General features: G+C 43.5%; 30 protein-coding genes. 1 reads left to right on the top strand and 29 read right to left on the bottom strand.

Annotated features, from left to right (window positions below; genetic code table 11):
• Window positions 1–12 precede the first annotated feature (12 nt).
• The 20 genes from rplF to DXB91_RS14640 all read right to left on the bottom strand — a co-directional run bounded on the left by rplF (window position 13) and on the right by DXB91_RS14640 (window position 10,268).
• Window positions 13–552 (bottom strand): 50S ribosomal protein L6, encoded by a 540-nt coding sequence (rplF, locus tag DXB91_RS07285; RefSeq protein WP_022216650.1) that lies wholly within the window; start codon window positions 550–552, stop codon window positions 13–15.
• 15 nt (window positions 553–567) lie between these two features.
• Window positions 568–969, bottom strand: coding sequence for a 30S ribosomal protein S8 (gene rpsH, locus DXB91_RS07280; RefSeq protein WP_022216649.1), 402 nt, complete (start codon window positions 967–969; stop codon window positions 568–570).
• Between the two features lie 23 nt (window positions 970–992).
• The gene (locus DXB91_RS07275; protein WP_004850137.1) at window positions 993–1,178 is read right to left on the bottom strand and encodes a type Z 30S ribosomal protein S14; all 186 of its coding nucleotides are present in this window, start codon (window positions 1,176–1,178) and stop codon (window positions 993–995) included.
• 20 nt (window positions 1,179–1,198) lie between these two features.
• On the bottom strand, window positions 1,199–1,738 hold the full coding sequence (rplE, locus tag DXB91_RS07270; protein ID WP_004850134.1) for a 50S ribosomal protein L5: 540 nt from the start codon (window positions 1,736–1,738) through the stop codon (window positions 1,199–1,201).
• 20 nt (window positions 1,739–1,758) lie between these two features.
• Entirely contained in the window at window positions 1,759–2,076 is a 318-nt protein-coding gene (gene rplX, locus DXB91_RS07265; protein ID WP_004850132.1) for a 50S ribosomal protein L24, read from the bottom strand.
• Window positions 2,077–2,088: 12 nt separating this feature from the next.
• Window positions 2,089–2,457 carry a 50S ribosomal protein L14 gene (gene rplN / locus DXB91_RS07260; protein WP_022216648.1) on the bottom strand — a complete coding sequence of 123 codons (369 nt, stop codon included), beginning with the start codon at window positions 2,455–2,457 and terminating at the stop codon, window positions 2,089–2,091.
• 13 nt (window positions 2,458–2,470) lie between these two features.
• Window positions 2,471–2,725, bottom strand: coding sequence for a 30S ribosomal protein S17 (gene rpsQ, locus DXB91_RS07255; protein ID WP_022058713.1), 255 nt, complete (start codon window positions 2,723–2,725; stop codon window positions 2,471–2,473).
• 23 nt (window positions 2,726–2,748) lie between these two features.
• Window positions 2,749–2,952, bottom strand: a complete 204-nt coding sequence (gene rpmC, locus DXB91_RS07250) for a 50S ribosomal protein L29 (RefSeq protein WP_004850126.1) — start codon at window positions 2,950–2,952, stop codon at window positions 2,749–2,751.
• Window positions 2,942–3,379, bottom strand: coding sequence for a 50S ribosomal protein L16 (gene rplP / locus DXB91_RS07245; RefSeq protein ID WP_022216647.1), 438 nt, complete (start codon window positions 3,377–3,379; stop codon window positions 2,942–2,944). Before rplP ends, rpmC begins: the two co-directional genes overlap by 11 nt.
• Complete coding sequence (gene rpsC, locus DXB91_RS07240) at window positions 3,379–4,044, bottom strand: 30S ribosomal protein S3 (RefSeq protein WP_022216646.1); 666 nt, start codon at window positions 4,042–4,044, stop codon at window positions 3,379–3,381. Before rpsC ends, rplP begins: the two co-directional genes overlap by 1 nt.
• Before the next feature lie 10 nt (window positions 4,045–4,054).
• Window positions 4,055–4,441: a 50S ribosomal protein L22 gene (rplV, locus tag DXB91_RS07235; protein ID WP_004850120.1), complete on the bottom strand. Its 387-nt coding sequence runs from the start codon at window positions 4,439–4,441 to the stop codon at window positions 4,055–4,057.
• A gap of 33 nt (window positions 4,442–4,474) precedes the next feature.
• Entirely contained in the window at window positions 4,475–4,753 is a 279-nt protein-coding gene (gene rpsS, locus DXB91_RS07230; protein WP_022216645.1) for a 30S ribosomal protein S19, read from the bottom strand.
• A gap of 16 nt (window positions 4,754–4,769) precedes the next feature.
• A complete protein-coding gene (gene rplB, locus DXB91_RS07225; protein WP_022216644.1) occupies window positions 4,770–5,615 on the bottom strand; it encodes a 50S ribosomal protein L2 in 846 nt (281 codons plus the stop codon).
• A gap of 98 nt (window positions 5,616–5,713) precedes the next feature.
• Window positions 5,714–6,013, bottom strand: a complete 300-nt coding sequence (rplW, locus tag DXB91_RS07220; RefSeq protein WP_004850114.1) for a 50S ribosomal protein L23 — start codon at window positions 6,011–6,013, stop codon at window positions 5,714–5,716.
• On the bottom strand, window positions 6,013–6,633 hold the full coding sequence (rplD, locus tag DXB91_RS07215; RefSeq protein WP_015533790.1) for a 50S ribosomal protein L4: 621 nt from the start codon (window positions 6,631–6,633) through the stop codon (window positions 6,013–6,015). The genes rplW and rplD overlap by 1 nt, the downstream gene beginning before the upstream one ends.
• A gap of 23 nt (window positions 6,634–6,656) precedes the next feature.
• On the bottom strand, window positions 6,657–7,340 hold the full coding sequence (rplC, locus tag DXB91_RS07210) for a 50S ribosomal protein L3 (protein ID WP_015533789.1): 684 nt from the start codon (window positions 7,338–7,340) through the stop codon (window positions 6,657–6,659).
• A gap of 160 nt (window positions 7,341–7,500) precedes the next feature.
• Window positions 7,501–7,812 carry a 30S ribosomal protein S10 gene (rpsJ, locus tag DXB91_RS07205; protein ID WP_004850108.1) on the bottom strand — a complete coding sequence of 104 codons (312 nt, stop codon included), beginning with the start codon at window positions 7,810–7,812 and terminating at the stop codon, window positions 7,501–7,503.
• Between the two features lie 333 nt (window positions 7,813–8,145).
• On the bottom strand, window positions 8,146–9,045 hold the full coding sequence (locus DXB91_RS07200; RefSeq protein WP_118017305.1) for an OST-HTH/LOTUS domain-containing protein: 900 nt from the start codon (window positions 9,043–9,045) through the stop codon (window positions 8,146–8,148).
• Window positions 9,046–9,108: 63 nt separating this feature from the next.
• A complete protein-coding gene (locus tag DXB91_RS14645) occupies window positions 9,109–9,822 on the bottom strand; it encodes a class I SAM-dependent methyltransferase (protein WP_330416348.1) in 714 nt (237 codons plus the stop codon).
• The gene (locus DXB91_RS14640) at window positions 9,765–10,268 is read right to left on the bottom strand and encodes a hypothetical protein (RefSeq protein WP_330416347.1); all 504 of its coding nucleotides are present in this window, start codon (window positions 10,266–10,268) and stop codon (window positions 9,765–9,767) included. The genes DXB91_RS14645 and DXB91_RS14640 overlap by 58 nt, the downstream gene beginning before the upstream one ends.
• 151 nt (window positions 10,269–10,419) lie before the next feature.
• On the opposite strand from DXB91_RS14640, the gene DXB91_RS07190 reads away from it, so the two are divergent.
• Window positions 10,420–11,283 carry a class I SAM-dependent methyltransferase gene (locus DXB91_RS07190; RefSeq protein ID WP_118017303.1) on the top strand — a complete coding sequence of 288 codons (864 nt, stop codon included), beginning with the start codon at window positions 10,420–10,422 and terminating at the stop codon, window positions 11,281–11,283.
• Between the two features lie 150 nt (window positions 11,284–11,433).
• Here the strand turns inward: DXB91_RS07190 and ybaK are convergent, their stop codons facing one another.
• The 9 genes from ybaK to phoU all read right to left on the bottom strand — a co-directional run bounded on the left by ybaK (window position 11,434) and on the right by phoU (window position 21,634).
• Window positions 11,434–11,931, bottom strand: a complete 498-nt coding sequence (gene ybaK, locus DXB91_RS07185; protein WP_118017398.1) for a Cys-tRNA(Pro) deacylase — start codon at window positions 11,929–11,931, stop codon at window positions 11,434–11,436.
• Window positions 11,932–12,054: 123 nt separating this feature from the next.
• Window positions 12,055–13,413, bottom strand: coding sequence for a citrate/2-methylcitrate synthase (locus DXB91_RS07180; RefSeq protein WP_022216639.1), 1,359 nt, complete (start codon window positions 13,411–13,413; stop codon window positions 12,055–12,057).
• Window positions 13,414–13,599: 186 nt separating this feature from the next.
• Window positions 13,600–14,196, bottom strand: coding sequence for a metallophosphoesterase family protein (locus tag DXB91_RS07175; protein ID WP_055223143.1), 597 nt, complete (start codon window positions 14,194–14,196; stop codon window positions 13,600–13,602).
• A 49-nt stretch (window positions 14,197–14,245) separates the two neighbouring features.
• Complete coding sequence (locus tag DXB91_RS07170) at window positions 14,246–16,204, bottom strand: BMP family ABC transporter substrate-binding protein (protein ID WP_118017301.1); 1,959 nt, start codon at window positions 16,202–16,204, stop codon at window positions 14,246–14,248.
• A 355-nt stretch (window positions 16,205–16,559) separates the two neighbouring features.
• Window positions 16,560–17,924, bottom strand: a complete 1,365-nt coding sequence (locus tag DXB91_RS07165; RefSeq protein ID WP_118017299.1) for a sensor histidine kinase — start codon at window positions 17,922–17,924, stop codon at window positions 16,560–16,562.
• A gap of 3 nt (window positions 17,925–17,927) precedes the next feature.
• Entirely contained in the window at window positions 17,928–18,602 is a 675-nt protein-coding gene (locus tag DXB91_RS07160) for a response regulator transcription factor (protein ID WP_118017297.1), read from the bottom strand.
• Window positions 18,603–18,695: 93 nt separating this feature from the next.
• The gene (locus DXB91_RS07155) at window positions 18,696–20,468 is read right to left on the bottom strand and encodes a Na/Pi cotransporter family protein (protein WP_055146525.1); all 1,773 of its coding nucleotides are present in this window, start codon (window positions 20,466–20,468) and stop codon (window positions 18,696–18,698) included.
• A gap of 227 nt (window positions 20,469–20,695) precedes the next feature.
• A complete protein-coding gene (locus DXB91_RS07150) occupies window positions 20,696–20,956 on the bottom strand; it encodes a hypothetical protein (RefSeq protein WP_118017295.1) in 261 nt (86 codons plus the stop codon).
• A gap of 33 nt (window positions 20,957–20,989) precedes the next feature.
• Entirely contained in the window at window positions 20,990–21,634 is a 645-nt protein-coding gene (gene phoU, locus DXB91_RS07145; protein ID WP_055146528.1) for a phosphate signaling complex protein PhoU, read from the bottom strand.
• Window positions 21,635–21,638 lie beyond the last annotated feature (4 nt).

Genomic DNA, 21,638 nt, shown 5'->3' with positions numbered 1-21,638 from the left:
CTCACTCCTTTATTATTTCTTACCAGTCTTACCAACTTTACGTCTGATAGTCTCATCCACATACTTGATACCCTTGCCCTTGTATGGCTCTGGTGCTCTCTTCTCTCTAATCTCAGCAGCGTACTGACCAACCTTTTCCTTGCTGATTCCGCTTACTATGATCTTGTTTCCATCAACTGATGTTTCGATACCATCTGGATCAACCATCTCAACTGGGTGTGAATAACCAAGAGCAAGAACAAGCTTATTACCCTGCTTCTGAGCTCTGTAACCTACACCGTTAACCTCAAGCTCCTTCTTGTAACCCTCTGTAACACCTACTACCATGTTGTGGATAAGTGTTCTTGTGAGTCCGTGAAGTGATTTCATCTTCTTTAAGTCGTTAGGTCTTGATACTGTGATTGTATCGCCGTCTAACTTTATATCCATTTCCGCAGGGAGAACTCTCTCAAGAGTTCCCTTTGGTCCTTTAACAGTCACTTTATTATTTTCTGCTATATCTACAGTTACGCCTGCAGGTACAGCGATAGGCATTCTTCCGATACGTGACATTTTGCCGTCCTCCTTTTACCAAATAAACGCAAGTACTTCTCCACCTACGTTCTGTTTTCTAGCTTCCTTATCTGTTAATACACCCTTGTTTGTGGAGATAATAGCAGTTCCAAGTCCACCAAGTACTCTTGGAAGCTCATCCTTGCTTGCGTATACTCGAAGACCAGGCTTTGAAATTCTCTTAAGACCTGTGATGATCTTCTCGTTCTTATCTGCACCATACTTCAATGTGATCTTGATTGTCTCGAACTTACCGTCCTCAACGATATCTACAGCCTTAACATATCCTTCTGATAAAAGTATGTCGGCAATAGCTTTCTTCATCTTTGAAGCAGGGATTTCTACTGTATCATGCTTTGCTGTATTAGCATTACGAATTCTTGTAAGCATATCTGCAATTGGATCGCTCATTGACATAATAAATTTCCTCCTTCTTACTCTTACCAGCTTGATTTCTTAACGCCAGGAATCTGTCCCTTATATGCTAACTCACGGAAGCAGATTCTACAAATTCCGTACTTCTTTAAAACTGAGTGTGGACGTCCACAAATGCTGCAACGTGTGTACTCTCTTGTTGAGAACTTCTGCTTGCGCTGCTGCTTAACTTTCATTGATGTCTTAGCCATTTCTCGAATCTCCTCCTTTATTATTTGCTATAAGGCATGCCGAACAGTGTAAGTAACTCACGAGCTTCCTCGTCAGTCTGTGCTGTTGTTACGCAAATTATATCCATACCTCTAACCTTATCTACCTTATCGTACTCGATCTCAGGGAAGATAAGCTGCTCCTTAATACCGAATGCGTAGTTACCTCTTCCATCAAATCCGTTTGGATTGATACCTCTGAAGTCACGTACACGTGGGAGTGCAAGATTTACAAGACGATCAAGGAACTCATACATCTTCTCGCCACGAAGAGTTACCTTACATCCGATAGGCATTCCCTCTCTCAGCTTGAAGTTAGCTACTGACTTCTTTGCTCTTGTTACAACTGCCTTCTGACCTGTGATTGTCTCAAGATCCTTGATAGCAGCGTCGAGAACCTTAGCGTTCTCTCTAGCTTCACCAACGCCCATATTGATAACGATCTTATCGAGCTTTGGTATCTGCATTACATTCTTATATCCAAATTTCTCAACCATGGCGCTCTTAATTTCAGCGTCATACTTTTCTTTAAGTCTACTCACCTAAGACGACCTCCTTCCAATTAATCTATCTTCTCTGTCTTGCCATCAACTTTGGCTACACGAACCTTATCCTTACCAGTTCCTTCAAAACCAACTCTAACTGGCTTGCCCTTGTAAAGATACATTACATTAGAGATGTCAAGTGGGGCTTCCATCTCGATGATTCCGCCCTGCTGGTTAGCCATGCTTGGCTTGCTATGCTTAAATACTTTGTTGATTCCTTCAACTACTACGGTACCATTCTTCTTATCTACTGAAACGACCTTTCCGCTCTTGCCCTTGTCCTTACCAGCGATAACCTGTACCATATCATCTTTCTTAATCTTCATTGTTGCCATAGTCACACCTCCTTATAATACTTCAGGTGCAAGTGATACGATCTTCATGAATTTCTTATCACGGAGCTCTCTTGCAACTGGTCCAAAGATACGTGTACCTCTTGGATTCATATCGTCTTTTATAATTACAGCAGCGTTCTCGTCAAACTTGATGTATGAACCATCCTTACGACGAGCGCCATGCTTTGTTCTAACTACAACGGCCTTAACTACATCGCCCTTCTTTACAACTCCGCCTGGTGTTGCATCCTTAACAGAGGCAACGATGATATCGCCGATATTCGCATATCTTCTAACTGATCCGCCTAACACTCTGATACAAAGTAACTCTTTTGCACCTGTGTTATCAGCAACTTTAAGTCTTGTTTCCTGCTGAACCATTTAATTTGCCTCCTTACTTTGCCTTCTCGATGATCTCAACAAGTCTCCATCTCTTATCCTTTGATAATGGTCTTGTCTCCATAACCTTTACTCTATCGCCAATCTTGCACTCGTTATTCTCGTCATGAGCCTTCAGCTTTACTGTTCTCTTTACAATCTTACCATAAAGAGGATGCTTAACATTATCTACGATAGAAACAACGATTGTCTTATCCATCTTGTCACTTGTAACTATACCAACACGTGTTTTTCTCAGATTTCTTTCCACAATAATTCCTCCTTCCAAGATAATTAAGCATTAGCCTTCTGGGCTATAACTGTCTGTATTCTTGCTATATTCTTTCTAACGTCCTTGATTCTGCTTGTGTTGTCAAGCTGATTTGTAGCATTCTGGAATCTCAGGTTGAATAATTCCTTCTTTGCAGCTACTAAATCTTTCTGGAGATCGTCAACGGACTTGCTATTTAATTCGTTCATAAAATCCTTAGTTTTCACTGCCTGCTACCTCCTCTAACTCTTCCTTTGATGCGATCTTACACTTAAGTGGAAGCTTGTGCATAGCGAGTCTGAGAGCCTCTTTAGCTACCTCCTCAGGTACGCCCTGAACCTCAAACATAACTCTGCCTGGCTTAACTACTGCTACCCAGTACTCAAGTGCTCCCTTTCCTGAACCCATTCGAGTCTCAGCCGGCTTTGCTGTAACTGGCTTGTCAGGGAAAATCTTGATAAATACCTTACCACTACGCTTCATATATCTTGTCATTGCAATTCTGGCTGCCTCGATCTGGTTTGACTTGATCCAAGCTGGCTCTAATGCTACGAGACCATACTCACCGTTTGTAATCTTATTGCCTCTAAGTGCCTTACCAGCCATTGTTCCTCTGAACTGCTTACGACGCTTTACTCTCTTTGGCATTAACATTATTTATTTCCCCCTTCCTTTACTGTCTTTGTTGGAAGTACTTCACCATGGTAGATCCATGTCTTTACGCCAACCTTACCATATGTTGTATCTGCTTCAGCAAATCCGTAATCGATATCAGCACGGAGTGTCTGAAGAGGAATTGTTCCCTCGCTGTAGAACTCTGTTCTAGCCATATCAGCACCGCCAAGACGACCTGAACATGCACACTTGATACCCTGTGCGCCTGACTTCATTGTTCTACCCATGCAAGACTTCATAGCCTTTCTGAATGCGATACGATTCTCAAGCTGTGCTGCGATGTTCTCTGCAACGAGCTGAGCGTCAGCATCCGGCTTCTTGATCTCCTTAACGTCGATAAAGAGCTTCTTATCTGTTAACTTCTGAGCGTCAGCCTTGATCTTCTCGATTCCGGCTCCACCCTTTCCGATTACTACTCCAGGCTTAGCTGTGTATAATACGATCTTTACATTCTTTGCTGATCTCTCGATCTCGATCTTTGAGATGTTTGACTTGTAAAGAGTTGTCTTTAAGTATTTTCTAAGGATCTGATCTTCTGCTAAGTTCTTAGCAAACTCGTCATTTCTCTTGTCAGCATACCAGTTTGAATCCCAATCTTTGATAATGCCGACTCTTAAACCATGAGGATTAACTTTCTGTCCCATATTTTACCTCCTATTTCTCGTCAAGCACGATTGTGATGTGGCTTGTTCTCTTCTCGATTCTATATGCTCTACCCTGTGCTCTTGGATGAACCCTCTTCATTGTAGGTCCCTTGTTAGCGTAACACTCTGCTACGTAAAGGTCCTCCTTCTTCATGCCATTGTTGTTCTCAGCGTTAGCAATAGCAGACTTCAAAAGCTTCTCTATAACGCTTGAGCCATATCTTGGGTTGTATTCTACGATAGCAAGTGCTGTCTGAACATCCTTACCTCTGATAGCATCAAGCACAAAACATGCCTTGGTTACTGATACTCTTGCGTATGAAACCTTAGCTGATGGTCTTGTATCTTTGTTCTCATTTCTGAGTCTCTTGTCATGGGATCTATGTCCTTTAGCCATTTTGAAAAGTCCTCCTTTCAAATATTCCTAATATTATCTTCTACCCTTCTTTTCGTCCTTACCATGACCTCTGTATGTTCTGGTAACTACGAACTCACCGAGCTTATGTCCTACCATATCTTCTGTTACATATACTGGTACGTGCTTTCTTCCATCATGAACGGCAAATGTGTGGCCAACGAATGATGGGAAGATTGTTGAACGTCTTGACCAGGTCTTTATAACTTCTGTCTTATTAGCAGCGTTTAAAGCATCTACCTTCTTAAGCAGATGTGCATCTGCGAATGGTCCTTTTTTTAATGAACGAGCCATATTTCTTCCTCCTTAACTATTTAACATTCTTACCGTCTCTACGTCTTACGATCAACTTATTAGACTGCTTGTTCTTCTTTCTTGTCTTGAGACCCATTGCTGGCTTGCCCCATGGAGTAGAAGGACCTGGACGACCGATAGGTGCTCTACCTTCTCCACCACCATGTGGATGGTCATTAGGGTTCATGACAGAACCACGAACTGTTGGTCTAACGCCCATATGACGCTTACGACCGGCTTTACCAATGTTAACAAGGCCATGCTCGATGTTTCCTACCTGTCCAACTGTTGCTCTACAGATAATCGGAACCATTCTCATCTCGCCTGATGGAAGTCTAAGTGTTGCATACTTTCCTTCCTTAGCCATGAGCTGTGCAGCGTTTCCTGCTGAACGAACTAACTGTCCGCCCTTACCTGGATAAAGCTCGATGTTGTGTACCTGAGTACCAACTGGAATATTCTGAAGTGGAAGACAGTTACCAACCTTGATCTCTGCCTCTGCGCCATTCATCAGCACATCGCCAACTGCAAGCTTGAAAGGAGCAAGGATGTATCTCTTTTCTCCATCTGCATAGAACAGAAGTGCAATATTTGCTGATCTGTTTGGATCATACTCGATTGCAGCTACTGTTGCTGGAATACCATCTTTGTCATTTCTCTTGAAATCTATTATTCTATACTTTCTCTTAGCACCACCACCGTGATGTCTTACTGTTATTTTACCCTGATTGTTACGACCAGCTGTCTTGCTTGTTGAAACAACGAGTGACTTCTCTGGAGTTGTCTTTGTGATCTCTGAGAAATCAAGGCCAGTCATATTTCTTCTGGAAGGTGTATATGGGTTATATGTCTTAATTCCCATTGTTGTTCTCCTTTCGGTTCAATTTATTCTCACGCTTTGATTGCGTATACAACTAATGTGATGAGCGGCTATACTGCGCAGCCACCCACGGCTATATCTTAAAGTCCCTCGAAGATCTCGATGTCCTTGCTGTCAGCTGTAAGCTGAACGATAGCCTTCTTGTACTTTGCTGTGTTACCAAGTGTCATACCACGTCTCTTGACCTTACCGTCATTGTTCATTGTGTTGACCTTTGCAACCTTTGTTCCCTCGAACATCTTCTCTACAGCTTCCTTAACCTGTGACTTGTTTGCTTCTGGATGAACAAGGAATGTATATTTCTTCTCAGCCATAGCATTCATGCTCTTCTCTGTGATCACTGGCTTAAGTATAACGTCATAATATTTGATATCTGCCATTATGCGTACACCTCCTCAATTGCTGCAACTGCTTCCTTAGTAAGAACAAGCTTCTCATACTTGAGAATATCGTATACGCTAAGTGAATTAGCTACTGTTGTCTTAACTGTTGGAATGTTGTTTGCTGAAAGAACAACGTTATTGTTCTTATCCTTTGTTACTACAAGAGCCTTAGGAGCTGAAAGCTTTGCAAGGATCTTTGCAAATACGCTTGTCTTAGCCTCCTGAAGATCAAGCTTGTCAACTACTACCAGCTTGTTCTCAGCAACCTTTGATGAAAGTGCTGACTTCATAGCAAGCTGCTTCTCTTTCTTATTCATCTTAACTGAATAATCTCTTGGCTTTGGTGCGAATACAACTCCACCGCCTGTCCACTGTGGAGATCTTGTTGAACCCTGTCTAGCATGACCAGTTCCCTTCTGTCTCCAAGGCTTTCTTCCACCACCAGAAACTTCTGAACGTGTCTTAGCGCTCTGTGTTCCCTGACGGTTGTTGGCTAACTGACCAACTACAGCCTTATGCATTATATGCTCATTTATTTCTACACCGAAAACTGCATCATTGAGCTCTAATGTCTCAACTTCTTTGCCTTCAATGTCATAAACCTTAACTGATGCCATTGTTGTCTCTCCTTTCCAAAGCCCTACTTACCAGACTTTACTGTATCTTTAATCATAACCAATGACTTCTTTGGTCCTGGAACAGCGCCCTTAACCAAGATTACATTGTTCTCAACATCTATTTTAACTACCTCAAGGTTCTGGATTGTAACTCTTACGCTACCCATATGTCCAGGCATCTTCTTGCCCTTGAATACTCTACCTGGAGTAGTTGCAGAACCGTTTGAACCTGCATGTCTGTGATACTTTGAACCATGTCCTGAAGGACCTGACTTAAGGCCGTGTCTCTTAAGACCGCCTGCGTATCCCTTACCCTTTGACTTAGCAGTAACATCAATCTTGTCGCCAGCAGCAAATACGTCTGCCTTGATCTCTGCGCCAAGCTCGTACTCAGCAGTGTTCTCAAGTCTGAACTCTCTATAGAAAGCCTTTGGAGTTGTTCCTGCCTTCTTAGCATGACCAACCTCTGCCTTACCAGCACCATGTGGATTTCTGATAACTTTCTTTCCTGATACGTCCTTTGTTGTTACTCTTTCCTTCTTCTCGCCGAATCCTACCTGAATTGCATCGTAACCGTCATTCTCAACTGTTTTGATCTGGGTTACAACACATGGACCAGCCTGCAATACTGTAACTGGTGTTAATACACCGTTCTCGTCGAAAATCTGTGTCATTCCGACTTTTGTAGCTAATATAGCCTTCTTCATTTCTGTTTCCTCCTAATTTAATTCACAGCGGATTGCATCTGCAATCATACTAAATTACATCCGAAAATGCATTAGGTACTGTTATTTAATTGTTTCTGCGGTTTGTTTTAAATTAGTCCGCATCTAATTGGGTTTCTTTTGAATTGCTGTCTGACTTTGATTATTTCATCTTAACATCGATGAACACGCCAGCGGACAGATCGATCTTCTGTAATGCATCAATTGTCTTCTGAGTTGGTGCTACAACATCGATAAGTCTCTTATGAGTTCTCTGCTCAAACTGCTCTCTTGAGTCCTTGTACTTATGAACTGCTCTTAAGATTGTGATCTTCTCAATCTTAGTAGGCATTGGAACTGGTCCGCTTACCTTTGCGCCAGTCTTCTTAACTGTATCAACAATCTGTGCTGCTGCCTTGTCGATAAGTTTGTGGTCATAAGCCTTAAGTGTAATTCTCATAATCTGATTTGCCATAAAAAAAGCCGCCTCCTTTTCGCACTTAATCTTAGTACAACAAGCGGTGACTGTACACTCTCCCGTGTGTGTCCTAAGTTAAAACCCAGAACCATCACGTCGTTTCTGTCCTCTTGACAGACGGTTATATTGTACAGTGACTTGTCGCCAGTTTTGTAAATTGACATTCGCTCCACGAAAAACCTGCGTCATATATGTACGCAGCAACCTCCGCTTCTCAGCTATCATGCCACAGCACGTTTGATTATATACTAGGGATTTCTTTAAATCAAGAGGTTTTTTTAATTTTTTTATGTTTTTTTGAATTATTTTTTAACGGGTATTTACAGGGTATCACTCGCCAGATTCACTCAGCTTGAATGTCCTCTTCATTTTGATCCCCTTGTTCTCCCATATCTCAAACTTCGAAAAGCTTAAGATGAACCCGTAATCTGTATGGTAACCATAATTCTCCATCGCAAACCCAGGGAATCTGCTTCGAATCGCATCGAGCAGCTCTGCCATATCATCTATCTTATATCCCCTGCCCGTCATATACTCATATGCAAATGTGTCTATCTCCTCCCTGTCATCGACCAACGTCAGCTTTGTCACGCCATTCTCATCGGTATAAACCTTCACTCCACTCACATTATTCTCCACAAATGTATCAAGATGAGTATAGCCATAATTTCTGACATCAAAATCCGGGTATCTTCTCACAACGCCTTCATACACCTGTTCCATGACAGCATCTCTTCCCTGTCCTTTATAATAGGAAGAAACCGAATATATCTCCTTTGCTATATCACCTATATCCGGTATATCAGCAGTGCATTTTCCTCCGGCAAGAACATCTATATACATATATCTCTGGGCGCTGTTCACAAGGATTTTGTCTGCGTCACATGGACCGGCAACCACAACCTCTATATCCGTGAGCCTCAGCTTGTCGAGAAGCGGTACTGTCAGACTGTCCCCCGTTGCTATATATATGCGCTCTGGCTTTGAAAGCACAGCATCCGCCATAACCTCCACGGCCAGCGCAACCATCGCCGATGACACCTTATACTCTCCGTGCATGCAGTCCTGTATTCTGAACCTCCCTGCACTCTCCATAAAACTGTCATCGTCTTTGTCGGAATTAAACATCTTGCAGATCACAAGCTTGTCCGTTCTGATTATATCCTCATATATAACAGGCACAGCCTTTGCCTCTATGCTATCACAATCTATATACAGCGCAGCCCTCATGATATCCTCCTTAATAATATTCCACAACCATCACACACACAACAAACCACAGGTTTAATCCAATTATATCCTGCCATCCGCCTTAATCATCTCCATCAGAGTCTGTCTGAATCCAAACTCCTCACAAAGTGCTTCCGCATCCTTAAGAGTCTTCTTTCTCCTGTCCGGAGATACATTTTTCTTCACAGCTCTTATGAGCAGATTTTTAGGCGAATGTGCAATGTCTATAAATTCCATTATATCAGTCTTATATCCACACGCCTCAAGCATATGTCCGCGGATGGAATCTGTTGCCAGCGCAGCTATCCTCTCCTTGATGATACCGTATCTTGTCAGCGCAGCCAGTTCATCAGAATGCATCTGTTTATTCAGCTCATGCTGGCAGCAAGGCACGGACAATATATACTGTGCGTTCCAGCAAATGGCATTGTACAGCGCATAGTCCGTGGCAACATCACACGCATGCAGCGTCATGACCATATCCACATCCACATCCGTCTTATACCCATTTATATCCCCAAGTTCGAATTTTAGTCCAGTATATCCAAACTGTTCCGCCAGCGCATTGCAGTCTTTTATCACCTGCTCCTTGAGATCCAGGCCGGTTATATGGACATCAAGCCCCTTAACCTCATGCAGATAATAGTAAACTATAAATGTCAGATACGATTTGCCGCATCCAAAATCTACTATATTAATAGAAGGTTTGTTGTAGCTCTTCATGACATTGTCCACGATCTCCGCAAATCTGTTGATCTGCTTAAACTTGTCATACATGGAGTGCACAACCTTGCCATCCTTTGTAAATATGCCCAGATGGGTAAATACAGGATATCCATTCCCTCTTCAAGTATGTATTTCTTTCTTCGGTTGTTCCCCTGAACAGTTATGAGTTTATTCTCCGTGTGCCTCTTATTCACAGCTACTTTGCCCTTCTTTGAGATCTTCACATCCCACTCCTCCCGGGCCGAGAACATGTTTATCTGTCTGAATCCATCCTGCAGATCTCCGGCCAGTGCTTCTCCAAGCTCGTCCTCATCTATATTCTGGTGGAACACCTGCTTCTCCGTATACCTTTCTATCTGAAAGCACCTTTTACCGCCTATGATTTTTCTCTCAAATACCACTTTTCTATATTCACCGCGTCCGCCACTGAGGATAATCTTGTGGGGATCACTCTGTACCATCTCTTCTATTAATTCTTTTATACTTATATCTGCCATTATTCCAACTTCTCCATTACCAACAATCTGTATCGTCATTAATCTCTGTCATCAATCTATGCACACAGCAGCCTTGACGCAGTGCTTTGATACAAGTATAATCTATAGGATATATTTTTTGAAGTTATTTTTATAAGGAAGGATTACATATATGTGGATAGCAGATGGATGGAAGGATTATGAAGTTATTGACTGCTCTGACGGAGAAAAGCTTGAGCGTTGGGGCAAATACACTCTGCTCAGACCGGATCCCCAGGTTCTGTGGAGCACTCCAAAGAAAAATCCTGCATGGAATAAACTGAACGGACATTATCATAGAAGCAACAAAGGCGGCGGAGAATGGGAGTTTTTCAGCCTGCCTAAGCAGTGGACGATAAATTACAGGGATCTGACTTTCAATCTGAAGCCATTCAGCTTCAAGCACACTGGTCTATTCCCTGAGCAGGCTGCCAACTGGGACTGGTTCAGCGAACTGATAAATAACTCACCTAAAAAGGATATTAAGGTGTTGAACCTGTTCGCATACACAGGGGGCGCAACATGTGCAGCCGCCAAAGCCGGAGCTGCAGTCACCCATGTTGATGCATCCAAGGGAATGGTTACCTGGGCAAAGGAAAACGCAGCATCATCAGGACTCGCCGACGCACCGATCAGATGGATAGTTGACGACTGTGTGAAATTTGTCGAAAGAGAGATCAGACGAGGCAACAAATATGACGCGATCATCATGGATCCTCCTTCATACGGCAGAGGACCAAAGGGTGAGATATGGAAGATCGAAGAGAAGATCCATCCTTTCATCAAGCTCTGCAGCCAGCTTCTCTGTGACAAGCCGCTTTTCTTCCTTGTAAATTCATATACAACAGGTCTCGCGCCTGCGGTGCTCACATATATGATATCCACAGAGGTAAAGAGCAGATTTGGCGGACATGTTGTGGCAGATGAGATCGGACTTCCTGTCACAGAGACAGGTCTTGTTCTTCCTTGCGGTGCCGCCGGAAGATGGCAGAGATAACAACGGATCGGTTGAGGCAGATACATTTTGCAGATAAACTAAAAGCAGGAATATGAAACCCAGCAAACTTCGTTATAGGGGCTCATATTCCTGCTTTTTTTAATTTTTCAGCTTCTTAATTTCAGCTTTTTTGTCACGTAATTTAGTCCTTTACACCGTCACATCCACATACTCCAGACGTATGACCTTCTCCAGATCCGCAGGGGCTATCTCTATCTGATACCCAACCTTACCCGCACTCACATACATCTTATCAAGATTTTCAGCACTTGCATCTATCGTGGTCCTGAAAAACTTTTTCATACCGATAGGTGAGCAGCCGCCATGTATATATCCGGTAAGAGGGAGGAGTTCCTTTGCCTTGAGCATATCTATCGACTTCTCTCCCACAGCCTTCGCAGCTTTCTTGAGATCAAGTTCCTCCTTGACAGGAATTACAAACACGTAATTTGCGCCGGACTTCGCAACGGTCACCAGGGTCTTATACACATACGCAGGATCCTGTCCAAGTATGGCAGCAACCTTCTCTCCATTCGTCTCGCCCGTCTCCACATAACAATAATGGTTGTACTTTATCTTCTTGCTGTCAAGTATGCGCATGACATTTGTCTTTTCCTCAGTCTTTGCGTTCTTATTCTTATCTTTCATGTTCCAGGTCATCTCCTTGTCATCAAATGCACTAAGCGCCCCAACCTTGTCTATTGAAGATTGAAGCGCTGTATGCATGTCTATTGTATTCTCCGGCTTTATCTTAATCTGCCGTACATAACTTTATCTGTCTTCCATCGGCAGATACTCTCTGTGTGTTCCCACATACTTGTATGCAGGTCTGATGATCTTGCCAGCATTGACAAGCTCCTCTATTCTATGCGCTGACCATCCTGCAATACGTGCGATGGCAAATATAGGAGTAAACAGCTCGATAGGGATACCGAGCATCGTATATACAAATCCACTGTAGAAGTCTACATTTGCCGATATAGGCTTGCCGCTGCGTCTTCTGGCCGCAAGCAGTCTTCCTGATATCTCCTCAACCTTCTTGTACAGCTCAAATTCCTTTGTCCTGCCCTTCTCCTGGGCAAGTCTCTCTGCATATCCCTTGAGTATCCTAGCTCTAGGATCTGAGTTGGTGTATACCGCATGACCCATTCCATATATAAGGCCTGAATGGTCAAAGCCCTTCTTGTCAATAAGTCCTGTGAGATATTTCTCCAGTGCAGCCTCATCATCCCAGTTCTTGACATGGCTCTTGAGGTCATCAAACATCTGCTGAACCTTGAGGTTCGCACCACCATGCTTAGGTCCCTTCAGCGATCCAAGTGAACTTGCAACTGCAGAATATGTGTCTGTTCCTGTCGACGATACTACATGAGTTGTAAATGTGGAGTTATTACCACCACCATGCTCAGCGTGTATAACCAGACATATGTCAAGCACCTGCGCCTCAAGCTCTGTATATTTCTTATCCGATCTGATAAGCCTCAGGAAATTCTCCGCAGTGGAAAGCCCCGGCTTCGGATTGTGTATTACAAGACTCATGTCGTGGAAATAGTGCTTGTAGCCCTGATAACCATATGCGGCAATCACAGGGAACTGTGCTATCAATTCCATACACTGTCTGAGAACATTCTCTATGCTTATATCATCCGGATTATCATCATATGAATAGAGTGTGAGAACACATCTCTGCAGAACGTTCATCATATTCTTGCTTGGTGCTTTGAGGATAACATCTCTTGTAAACTTTCTAGGAAGCTCCCTGTAGCACTCCATCATCTCAACAAATCTCTTAAACTGCTGCTCATTTGGAAGCTTTCCAAACAACAGAAGATACATAGTCTCCTCAAATCCGAATTTACTTCCGTGAAAACCTCTCTCGAGATCCTCAACATTGTACCCCTGATAATACAGACGACCATCAGTCGGCACTCTCTCTCCATCTATTACATCATATCCTATGACATCAGATATCTCTGTGAGTCCCGTGAGTACACCTTTTCCTGTGGAATCTCTGAGGCCTCTCTTGACATCATAATTGACATAGAGGTTCTGGTCTATCTTGCCAGATTCTGTACAATAACCTGTAAGCTCATCCAGTATTCTGTTATATTCCTCGCTGTTTCTTTCCAAACCTCATGTCTCCTTCCTTTATCCAATCCCTGTTCATCATCCCGGAGCTTCTCCGGATCTTATCAATAAACTATATCAACTCACCACAGTTTATCAAAAAAACTCCATTTTCGCAAGAAAGACAGCAATAAATTTGATTTATTCCTGTCTTTTCGCAAAAATTATTTAATTTCAAAATATTTCTGCCTAAATTTCAATAATATATCTCTCATAGGCATTTATGATCGTCGTGTCCTCGTATTTTGATTCGCGGACAAAATCTCTTCCATAATTTATATGCACATGGCCATGGACAAAATACTTAGGTCTGTACTCCTCCATAAGCGTTCTGAAACACTTAAAACCTGTATGTGGGAGATCCTCGGAATCATTTATCCTGTATGCAGGCGAATGGGCAACAAGTATGTCAAAGCCCTTGTTCCTCATGATCTTAAACCTGAGTTTCCGTACTCTTCTGGCCATCGCACGCTCGGAATACTGATGATCCGCACCACCAAACTTGTATTCCATCGAACCGCCAAGTCCCAGAATTCTGACACCCTTATACACATAAAGCTTGTCGTCTATGCACTCGCAGCCCCCCGGCGGTGTATCCTTGTAGCACACGTCGTGATTGCCATGGACATAGAGAACGGGCGCATGACTGAATGTCGCAAGGAACGACAAATACTGTGGCGATAAATCGCCACAGGATATTATCAGGTCTATTCCCTCGACCTTACTCTTATCAAAATAATCCCACAAATACTTGGATTCTTCATCCGCCAACAACAAAATCTTCACGTATCTATTCCCCTGTACTACAGTATACCTTCTCCGTAGGAGATTTATCTTATTTCACTTCCGGAACCGACTTGAGCTCCAGACTCTCCGGTGTGTCTATACCCTGAAGTGCAACTACCGTCTTTGCCTCATCGACAAGATCGTCCTCTGTAGGGAGCATGCCCACTACATTCTCAGCAAGCCAATCCATCTTGAGTATATCTTCATGGAGCATCGCTCCGTCATCTTCATTTCTCACTATTCCGTTCTGGGATGTAAGCTTTCCACTGAACGGTGTGATAGCGCCCTCTCTTATGAGGTTTGTCATAACCGATATGAGCTTCTGTGTTCCGGCCGGAAGGTGCTTTGAGCATATGACGTCAACTATTCCCGCTGACATACCCCACCAGTAGCTTATCGCATTGCTGGTCTCGTTCCTCTCCTCCTGCTTCCAGTTGCCCTCCAGTATGGATCTAAGGATTCTCTCATAGAATGCACCCCAGTTGTAGAAAGGCATGGCAAGGTTGACGACCTCTCCATTCTGATCATAGTGATAAAGTCCGAAGTTTCGTGACGCATCATCCGGCATGATCATGTCTCTATCGGATATATATGTTATTCCATTTCTCTCGAAGAACTTCTGTGGATCAGCATTCTTAACCTTCGTCCACTGCAGATATATCTTTGCCCTAGGGTTGACCATCCTTGCTCCGATGGCAAATGCATTGATGTTCGCTGTTGTTCCGAATATCGGATAATCAGCTACATATCCTATCTGTCCGTCAGCACACAGGCTTCCCGCTATCATACCGGTGAGGAACTTCACCTCGTACATTCTTGCATAATAGGTACGCACATGGCTGTTCGCAAGGCTGAGGGAACAGTTAAGTATCTTTATCTCCGGGTGGAGCACTGCAGTCTTAAGAGCCTCAGGAAGCATCTCAGGCCCTGTCGTAAATATCACATCATACTTCTCATCCACAAGTCTTCCAAGGCACTCTGTCAGCTTGGCAGGTGTATCCACATTACAGAAGGTTCTGCTGTCGACAGAATCTCCGAGTTTATTCTCCATGTCCATTCTACCCAGTTCATGGCTGTATGTCCAGACCGAGTTGGCTGGCGACTTATCATACACAAATGCCACCTTCAGGTTCGAAGGGCCTGATGGCTTTATAACCCTGTCGAGTATAGACTTCTTAGGCTCCACAGGATCGAGCTTTGGAAGAACCGTCTTATCCTTCTTCTCATTTGTGAGGACTATCTCATTCCATACCTTGTCAACACTGTCCTTCACCTGGGATGTAGTCATGTTCTTAAGAGCTTCATAGCCATACACATTGAGGAATACAAGCATGGCATCGTCCACTGTTATAGTGAGCTCCTCATTGCCCTTCTTAGCAAGATAAGCCTTCTCAAATGCGAGATGTGCCGAGTTGAAATCCAGTCTCTCATCCTCTGTGAAAACCGCATCCTTAGTGATCCCTATGAACTCCCTGAGCTTATCATATCCACCGAGCTGTGAGAAATATACATAGTTGATCCCCGTCTGCTTGTGGAAATCTATAAATTCAAAATATATCTTATTCTCAAGTGAGTCTGTCCTTCTAGGTATCTTTCTTGTAACCATGGCAGGAACTGAGTCCGCACCAAAGTATTTGAGCACACTCACTCTCTTATTTCCTTCTACTACATAGAATTTGTTCATATACTCATATACCTTTATCGGGTCATGTATACCTTCCTCTATGTGGGACTCACACAATGCGGCCCATTTCATTCCAAATTCAGTATGATAATCCAATATAGGCATAAAATTACTAGCAAACGCCGTCGTCCTTGCAGCGGTAGCGGTTCCAACCACGCGGTCAAGCGATATGGTCTGGAGACCAAGATTCACCTCACCCACAGTGTCGGATGGTGATATTATCTCATCCAAAACCGGAAGATATGGATATTCATTTTTTGCTACGGCTGCCTGATATCTCTTCTCACCAAGCTTCTGAGCCCTTAAATATTCGTTTGCTGACATACTATCACTCTCCTTATTCAAGACCATATAGTAATACTATAAAATTCAATAATCAAGAATTTGTTTCCTTCCGATCCGCCAAAATTATCTGCCTTTCAACTGCATGTTTTGTGAATTATGTATAAATCGCATTGTATGTTATGCATAATTACCACTTGATTTTTTCCGTAACATGCTGTATTATATTATTAAATTCAGAAGATTTCACATATTTTCGAACTTAATGTCGGTGTGTGTGAATATCAATATACTTAAGGAGTCTGGCTAAAACACTTCCACCAGGCTCCTTTTTATTGTAGCATCTATTCTGTTCTTTTACAGCATTCCCCATCAAAATTCATTGATTTCGACTGCATCATTGTTCATCTTCCCTGTATGCGTCAAATGTAACCTTTATGTCAGTTCCCTTACCTGGTTCACTGTCCATATCAAGCTGTGCATTGTTGCGGGCAACTATATGCTTTACTATAGCAAGGCCAAGTCCTGTGCCACCTGTTGACTTAGATCTGCTCTTATCCACTCTGTAGAATCGTTCAAATATTCTCTCCTGATGCTCCTTCGGGATTCCTATTCCCGTATCCTTCACCCTGAGTATAACCTTGCCGTCTACTGTCTTTACAGATACATCCACACTTCCATTCTTATTGTTATATCTGATGGCATTGTCTGTGAGGTTGTACACAAGCTCCTCCATCATCATCTTGTTCGCATATATATATCCGTGACTGCCATCATAGCTGAGTGTCACACTGTTCTTCTCTGCGTTTATCGCCAGCATATCCGTGGCTGTTCTGGCTATGACCGCCAGATCGATCTTCTCCATCAGTGGCGCATCCTCGGATACATCCAGCTCTGACAGTCTGATTATATCATTGATGAGGGTGAGAAGTCTGTTGGAGTTCTTGTGGATCTCAGTTGCAAAATGATGCACATCCGCCTCGGTAGCCATACCGGTCTCGATGAGCTCCGAATACCCCGATATAGATGTGAGTGGCGTCTTGAGCTCATGTGATACATTTGCCGTGAACTCCTGTCTCATCTGTGAGCTCTTCACTATATCCGCATGCTGCTTCTGTATCATATCTATGAATGGGCGCATCTCCTTGTACGCAACTATGTGGGTATCGTCATCCAGACTGTTCGCCATCTGCTCTATTGGTTTCAATATGTTTCTGGTCAGATAGTGTGTCACTATGATGGTGACACAGACAAGAATCGCCATCACCACCAGCATGACCGGCACAGCCGCAAGGAACATACTGATTACATTGTTGGTCTCCCTCGCTATTCTCAGTACCCTTCCAGACTTGAGCAGTATCGCATAGTAATATGTGCTCTTATTGAGGGTTGCCGACTTTCTTATAACATGTCCGTCACCATTTTCAAATGCCTCTGCTATCTCTGGTCTGTCAAGATGGTTCTGCATGGAAATCTCATCGGCCTGATTGTCATACAGAACACTGCCGTCAGGCGCTATAAGCGTCAATCTGAGGTCATTGGTATCCACGCTTGCATACACACCGGGGTCATCCGCGTCGAAATCTCCGGTATTCTTAAGCACCTCAGCATACCCCTTCAGGTCCCTTATGATCTCCGCCTTGTACACCTCATAGAATATAAACGTCGACAGGACCATGGTCACCGCTATGGCCACCAGTGAAAAGATGATAAACTCCAGATTGATAACCTTTTTCAGCCTTTTATCGTCTCTCTTACCCATATGCTACTCCATCTTATATCCTACATTTCTGACTGTCTTTATCATATTACCTGCTTCGCCAAGCTTCTGTCTAAGTGTCTTGATATGCATATCAAGGGTCCTGGATTCGCCCTCGTAATCCGTTCCCCACACATCTGACATGATCGTGTCTCTGTGAAGGACTATTCCTGCATTCACCATGAGAAGCTTTAAGAGTTCAAACTCCTTGAAGGTAAGCTCACACAGCTCGCCGCCCACATGCACCTCGCGTCTCTCTGAATCAAGGGTTATATCCCCGAGTACCAGCTGCTTGTCATCCTGCAGCGCTCTGCTTCTTCTGAGCAGCGCCTTAACTCTGGATATGAGCTCCATCACACCAAATGGCTTGGTGAGGTAATCATCCGCCCCTATATCCAATCCCTTGACCTTGTCAAGCTCTGTAGTCTTGGCTGTCACAAGGATGATCGGAACTCTGACAGTATCAGGTCTGCTCCTGAGCTTCTTCACAATCTCAAGACCATCCATGTCCGGGAGCATGATATCCAGGAGCACCAGATCAGGGACCTTCTCCACAGTTCTTGAAAAGAATGATTTCGCATTCTCAAACTCCTCCACCGCATATCCGCTATTCTTCAAAGCAAACATCTCGATCTCTCTTATATTCTTATCGTCTTCTACAATATAAATATGTACTGCCATTTTGTCTCCTTTCCATATGCAACACCACTTTCATTTATATGCATATTGCATTTTATTTTTATCATTATCTTTTATATTAATGCACGCCAGATATCACTTCAGCTTGTACATCTCTCTGTAATATGTGTACATGCTCTGGAAATCTATGTTTGAATCCTTCTTCATGTTGTCCAGATATTCATGTGTATCAAAGTTGTCTGATTTCAACTGGAGCATTGCCACCGCCACGTTGGAACAGTGATCTGCAACTCTCTCATAGTTGTTTATAAGATTCTCCAGTGATATTCCGAGCTCAATGGTACATTTGCCCTTCTGAAGTCTCTTGATATGCTGTTTCTTAACCGCACTGTTGAGTTCATTGATGGCTTCCTCAAGCGGCTCCACATGGGATGCCTCCTGAAGGTCTTCTTTGTCGTAAGCCTCCACAGTCATGCTGACTATGTTCTGAACTGCATCCTTGTATACACCAAGCTCTGACTTTGCCTTTTCTGAGAAAGACGCGCCCGCCTCATTCATCTTCCTGCATATATCCGCTATGGTTATGGCGTGATCCGACATTCTCTCAAGATCGCCTATAACATGGAGTCCGATCGACACCTTCTGGCTGTCCTCATGGGAGAGCTCCTTGCTGCTGAGCTTTACCATGTAAGAACCGACCTCATCCTCATAGGTATCTATGATACCCTCAAGATCCTCAACCTTATCCCTGACCGCTTCATCATAATTATCAACCAGTGACAGTGCCATATCAACACTGTTCTTTGAAAGCTGAGCCATGTATTTTACGACCTCTATACAGTGTCCAACAGCAAATGCTGGTTTCTCAAGGAATCTGGCATCCAGACGCTTGAGCATCTCCAGCTCTGCAGGAGTATTTTTCTCCACCTCATCCTTATCTCTGACAGTGAGCGTTGCAAGCTTCTCAAGTCCGCCTGAGAACGGAAGCAGAAGAAGTGTCGCTGCAACGTTGAACACACTGTGTACAACAGCTATACCAGCTGCATTCGCTGAATCATTCAGGAACTGGAAGTGTACAAATGAATTGACCGTGTAGAACACCACCATGAACACGACTGTTCCTATGATGTTGAAGTACAGATGCACAAACGCAGCTCTCTTGGCATTCTTCTTGGTTCCTATACATGATATCAGTGCCGTTACACAGGTTCCTATGTTCTGACCCATGATGATTGGGATCGCCGTCCCAAATGACACAGCCCCGGTTGCACACAGCGCCTGGAGTATACCTACAGACGCCGAAGAGCTCTGTATGATGGCTGTTATCAACATTCCCACAAGCATTCCAAGGAATGGATTGGAGAACATGGTGAGTATATTCGTAAATTCCGGTACATCCTTAAGCGGAGCAACCGCACCGCTCATCATCTCCATGCCAAACATGAGCACTGTAAATCCAAGAAGGATTCCACCTATATCGTGCTTCTTCTCAGACTTGGTGAACATGAGGAATATTATTCCTATTACTGCGAGTATAGGTGAAAAGGATGAGGGTTTCAACATATTAATAAATATATTGTCACTCTGTATTCCTGTAAGGCTGAGTATCCATGATGTTACTGTTGTTCCTATATTAGCACCCATGATGATACCCACCGCCTGTCTCAGCTTCATGATTCCAGAGTTTACAAGTCCAACCACCATAACCGTGGTCGCAGATGACGACTGGATCACTCCTGTCACCGCGGCGCCCAGCAGAACACCCTTTATAGGTGTGGATGTGAGCTTTTCCAGTATCTTCTCCAGCTTACCGCCAGCCGTCTTGGCAAGGCCATCTCCCATCACGTTCATTCCATACAGGAACATTGCAAGTCCGCCCAGAAGGGATAACACATTGAAAATATCCATATCTTTTGTCTCCTTATTACATTTCCAATTACTTCTGTATAAGGACTTGTATACACAATATCCCTTTTACAGCGTCTGTTTTATCAGAGTCTATTGTAAAAGGGATATGTAAAATGTGAGATATGTGTATGTAAAATCTGTGTAAATTTAAAATCTATGTAAAATCCTGCAAAATATTTGGCACAGTTTTGTGGTATCACATAGACCTTTTTTCTGTTTTCATCTGTTTATTTGCTTCCCAGTGGCTCATTTATGAGCAGATACACCGCACTTCCAAGCATTCCTACCAGGAACATGCCGTAGCCGCCACATATGAACATCAGCTTTGCTAATGAGGCATCTCCAAGCACAGGGATCATGTGGAGCAGCAATGCTGCAGCACATCCCGCAAGTCCGCACACTACCATGCTGACTGTTATGAAAAGTTTCATATTGCCTATACCTGTTATGTGTGACAGTTCATTTATCTTCGTACATACCCACTTCATAGAAATCACCTCTTTTCGTCCATGACTCAATCATCAGTCTACATGTTCTCCTGTTATCGAGAAGAGGACCCACTCTGATATATTCGTTGCGTGATCGCCAATCCTCTCAAGATACTTGGCAACCATAAGAAGGTCACAAGCCTGCTCTCCATCATCCGGATTCTCATGTATCATTGTGATGAGTTCATTCTTGACCTTGTCAAAAAGATCATCGACGACATCGTCATGCTCTATTACACTCTTTGCCTTTTTCTCATCTGCGTTGACATATGCCTCTATACTTGATACCAGCATGACGATCGTCTCTTTTGCCATCTGCTGTATGTGCTCAAGCTTCTTTATATATGGTGTGCCAGCCATGCACAGTGTGAGTTCTGATATATCTGAGGCGTGATCTCCGATCCTCTCCATATCCGTTATCATCTTGAGTGCTGCGGATATATTTCTCATATCCCCGGCAACCGGCTGCTGGGTAAGGAACAGCTTGAGGCACAGATTCTCAATCTCTCTCTCCTGATGATCGATGGCGTCATCCGCCTCGATTGCCTTCTTTGCGAGCTCTGTGTCCTGGGCCACGAGAGCCTTGATCGCTGTCTCGATCGCCTGCTCGATCATAGTTCCCATCTCTATCATCTCTGCGTGAAGCTTTCTAAGCTGCATCTCATATTTGTCTCTCATCGTG

Origin of the sequence: Coprococcus sp. OM06-34AC (assembly GCF_003462545.1) — a bacterium.
In the GTDB taxonomy this organism is placed as follows: domain Bacteria; phylum Bacillota; class Clostridia; order Lachnospirales; family Lachnospiraceae; genus Coprococcus; species Coprococcus aceti.
This window is presented reverse-complemented; position numbering and strand designations above follow the sequence as displayed.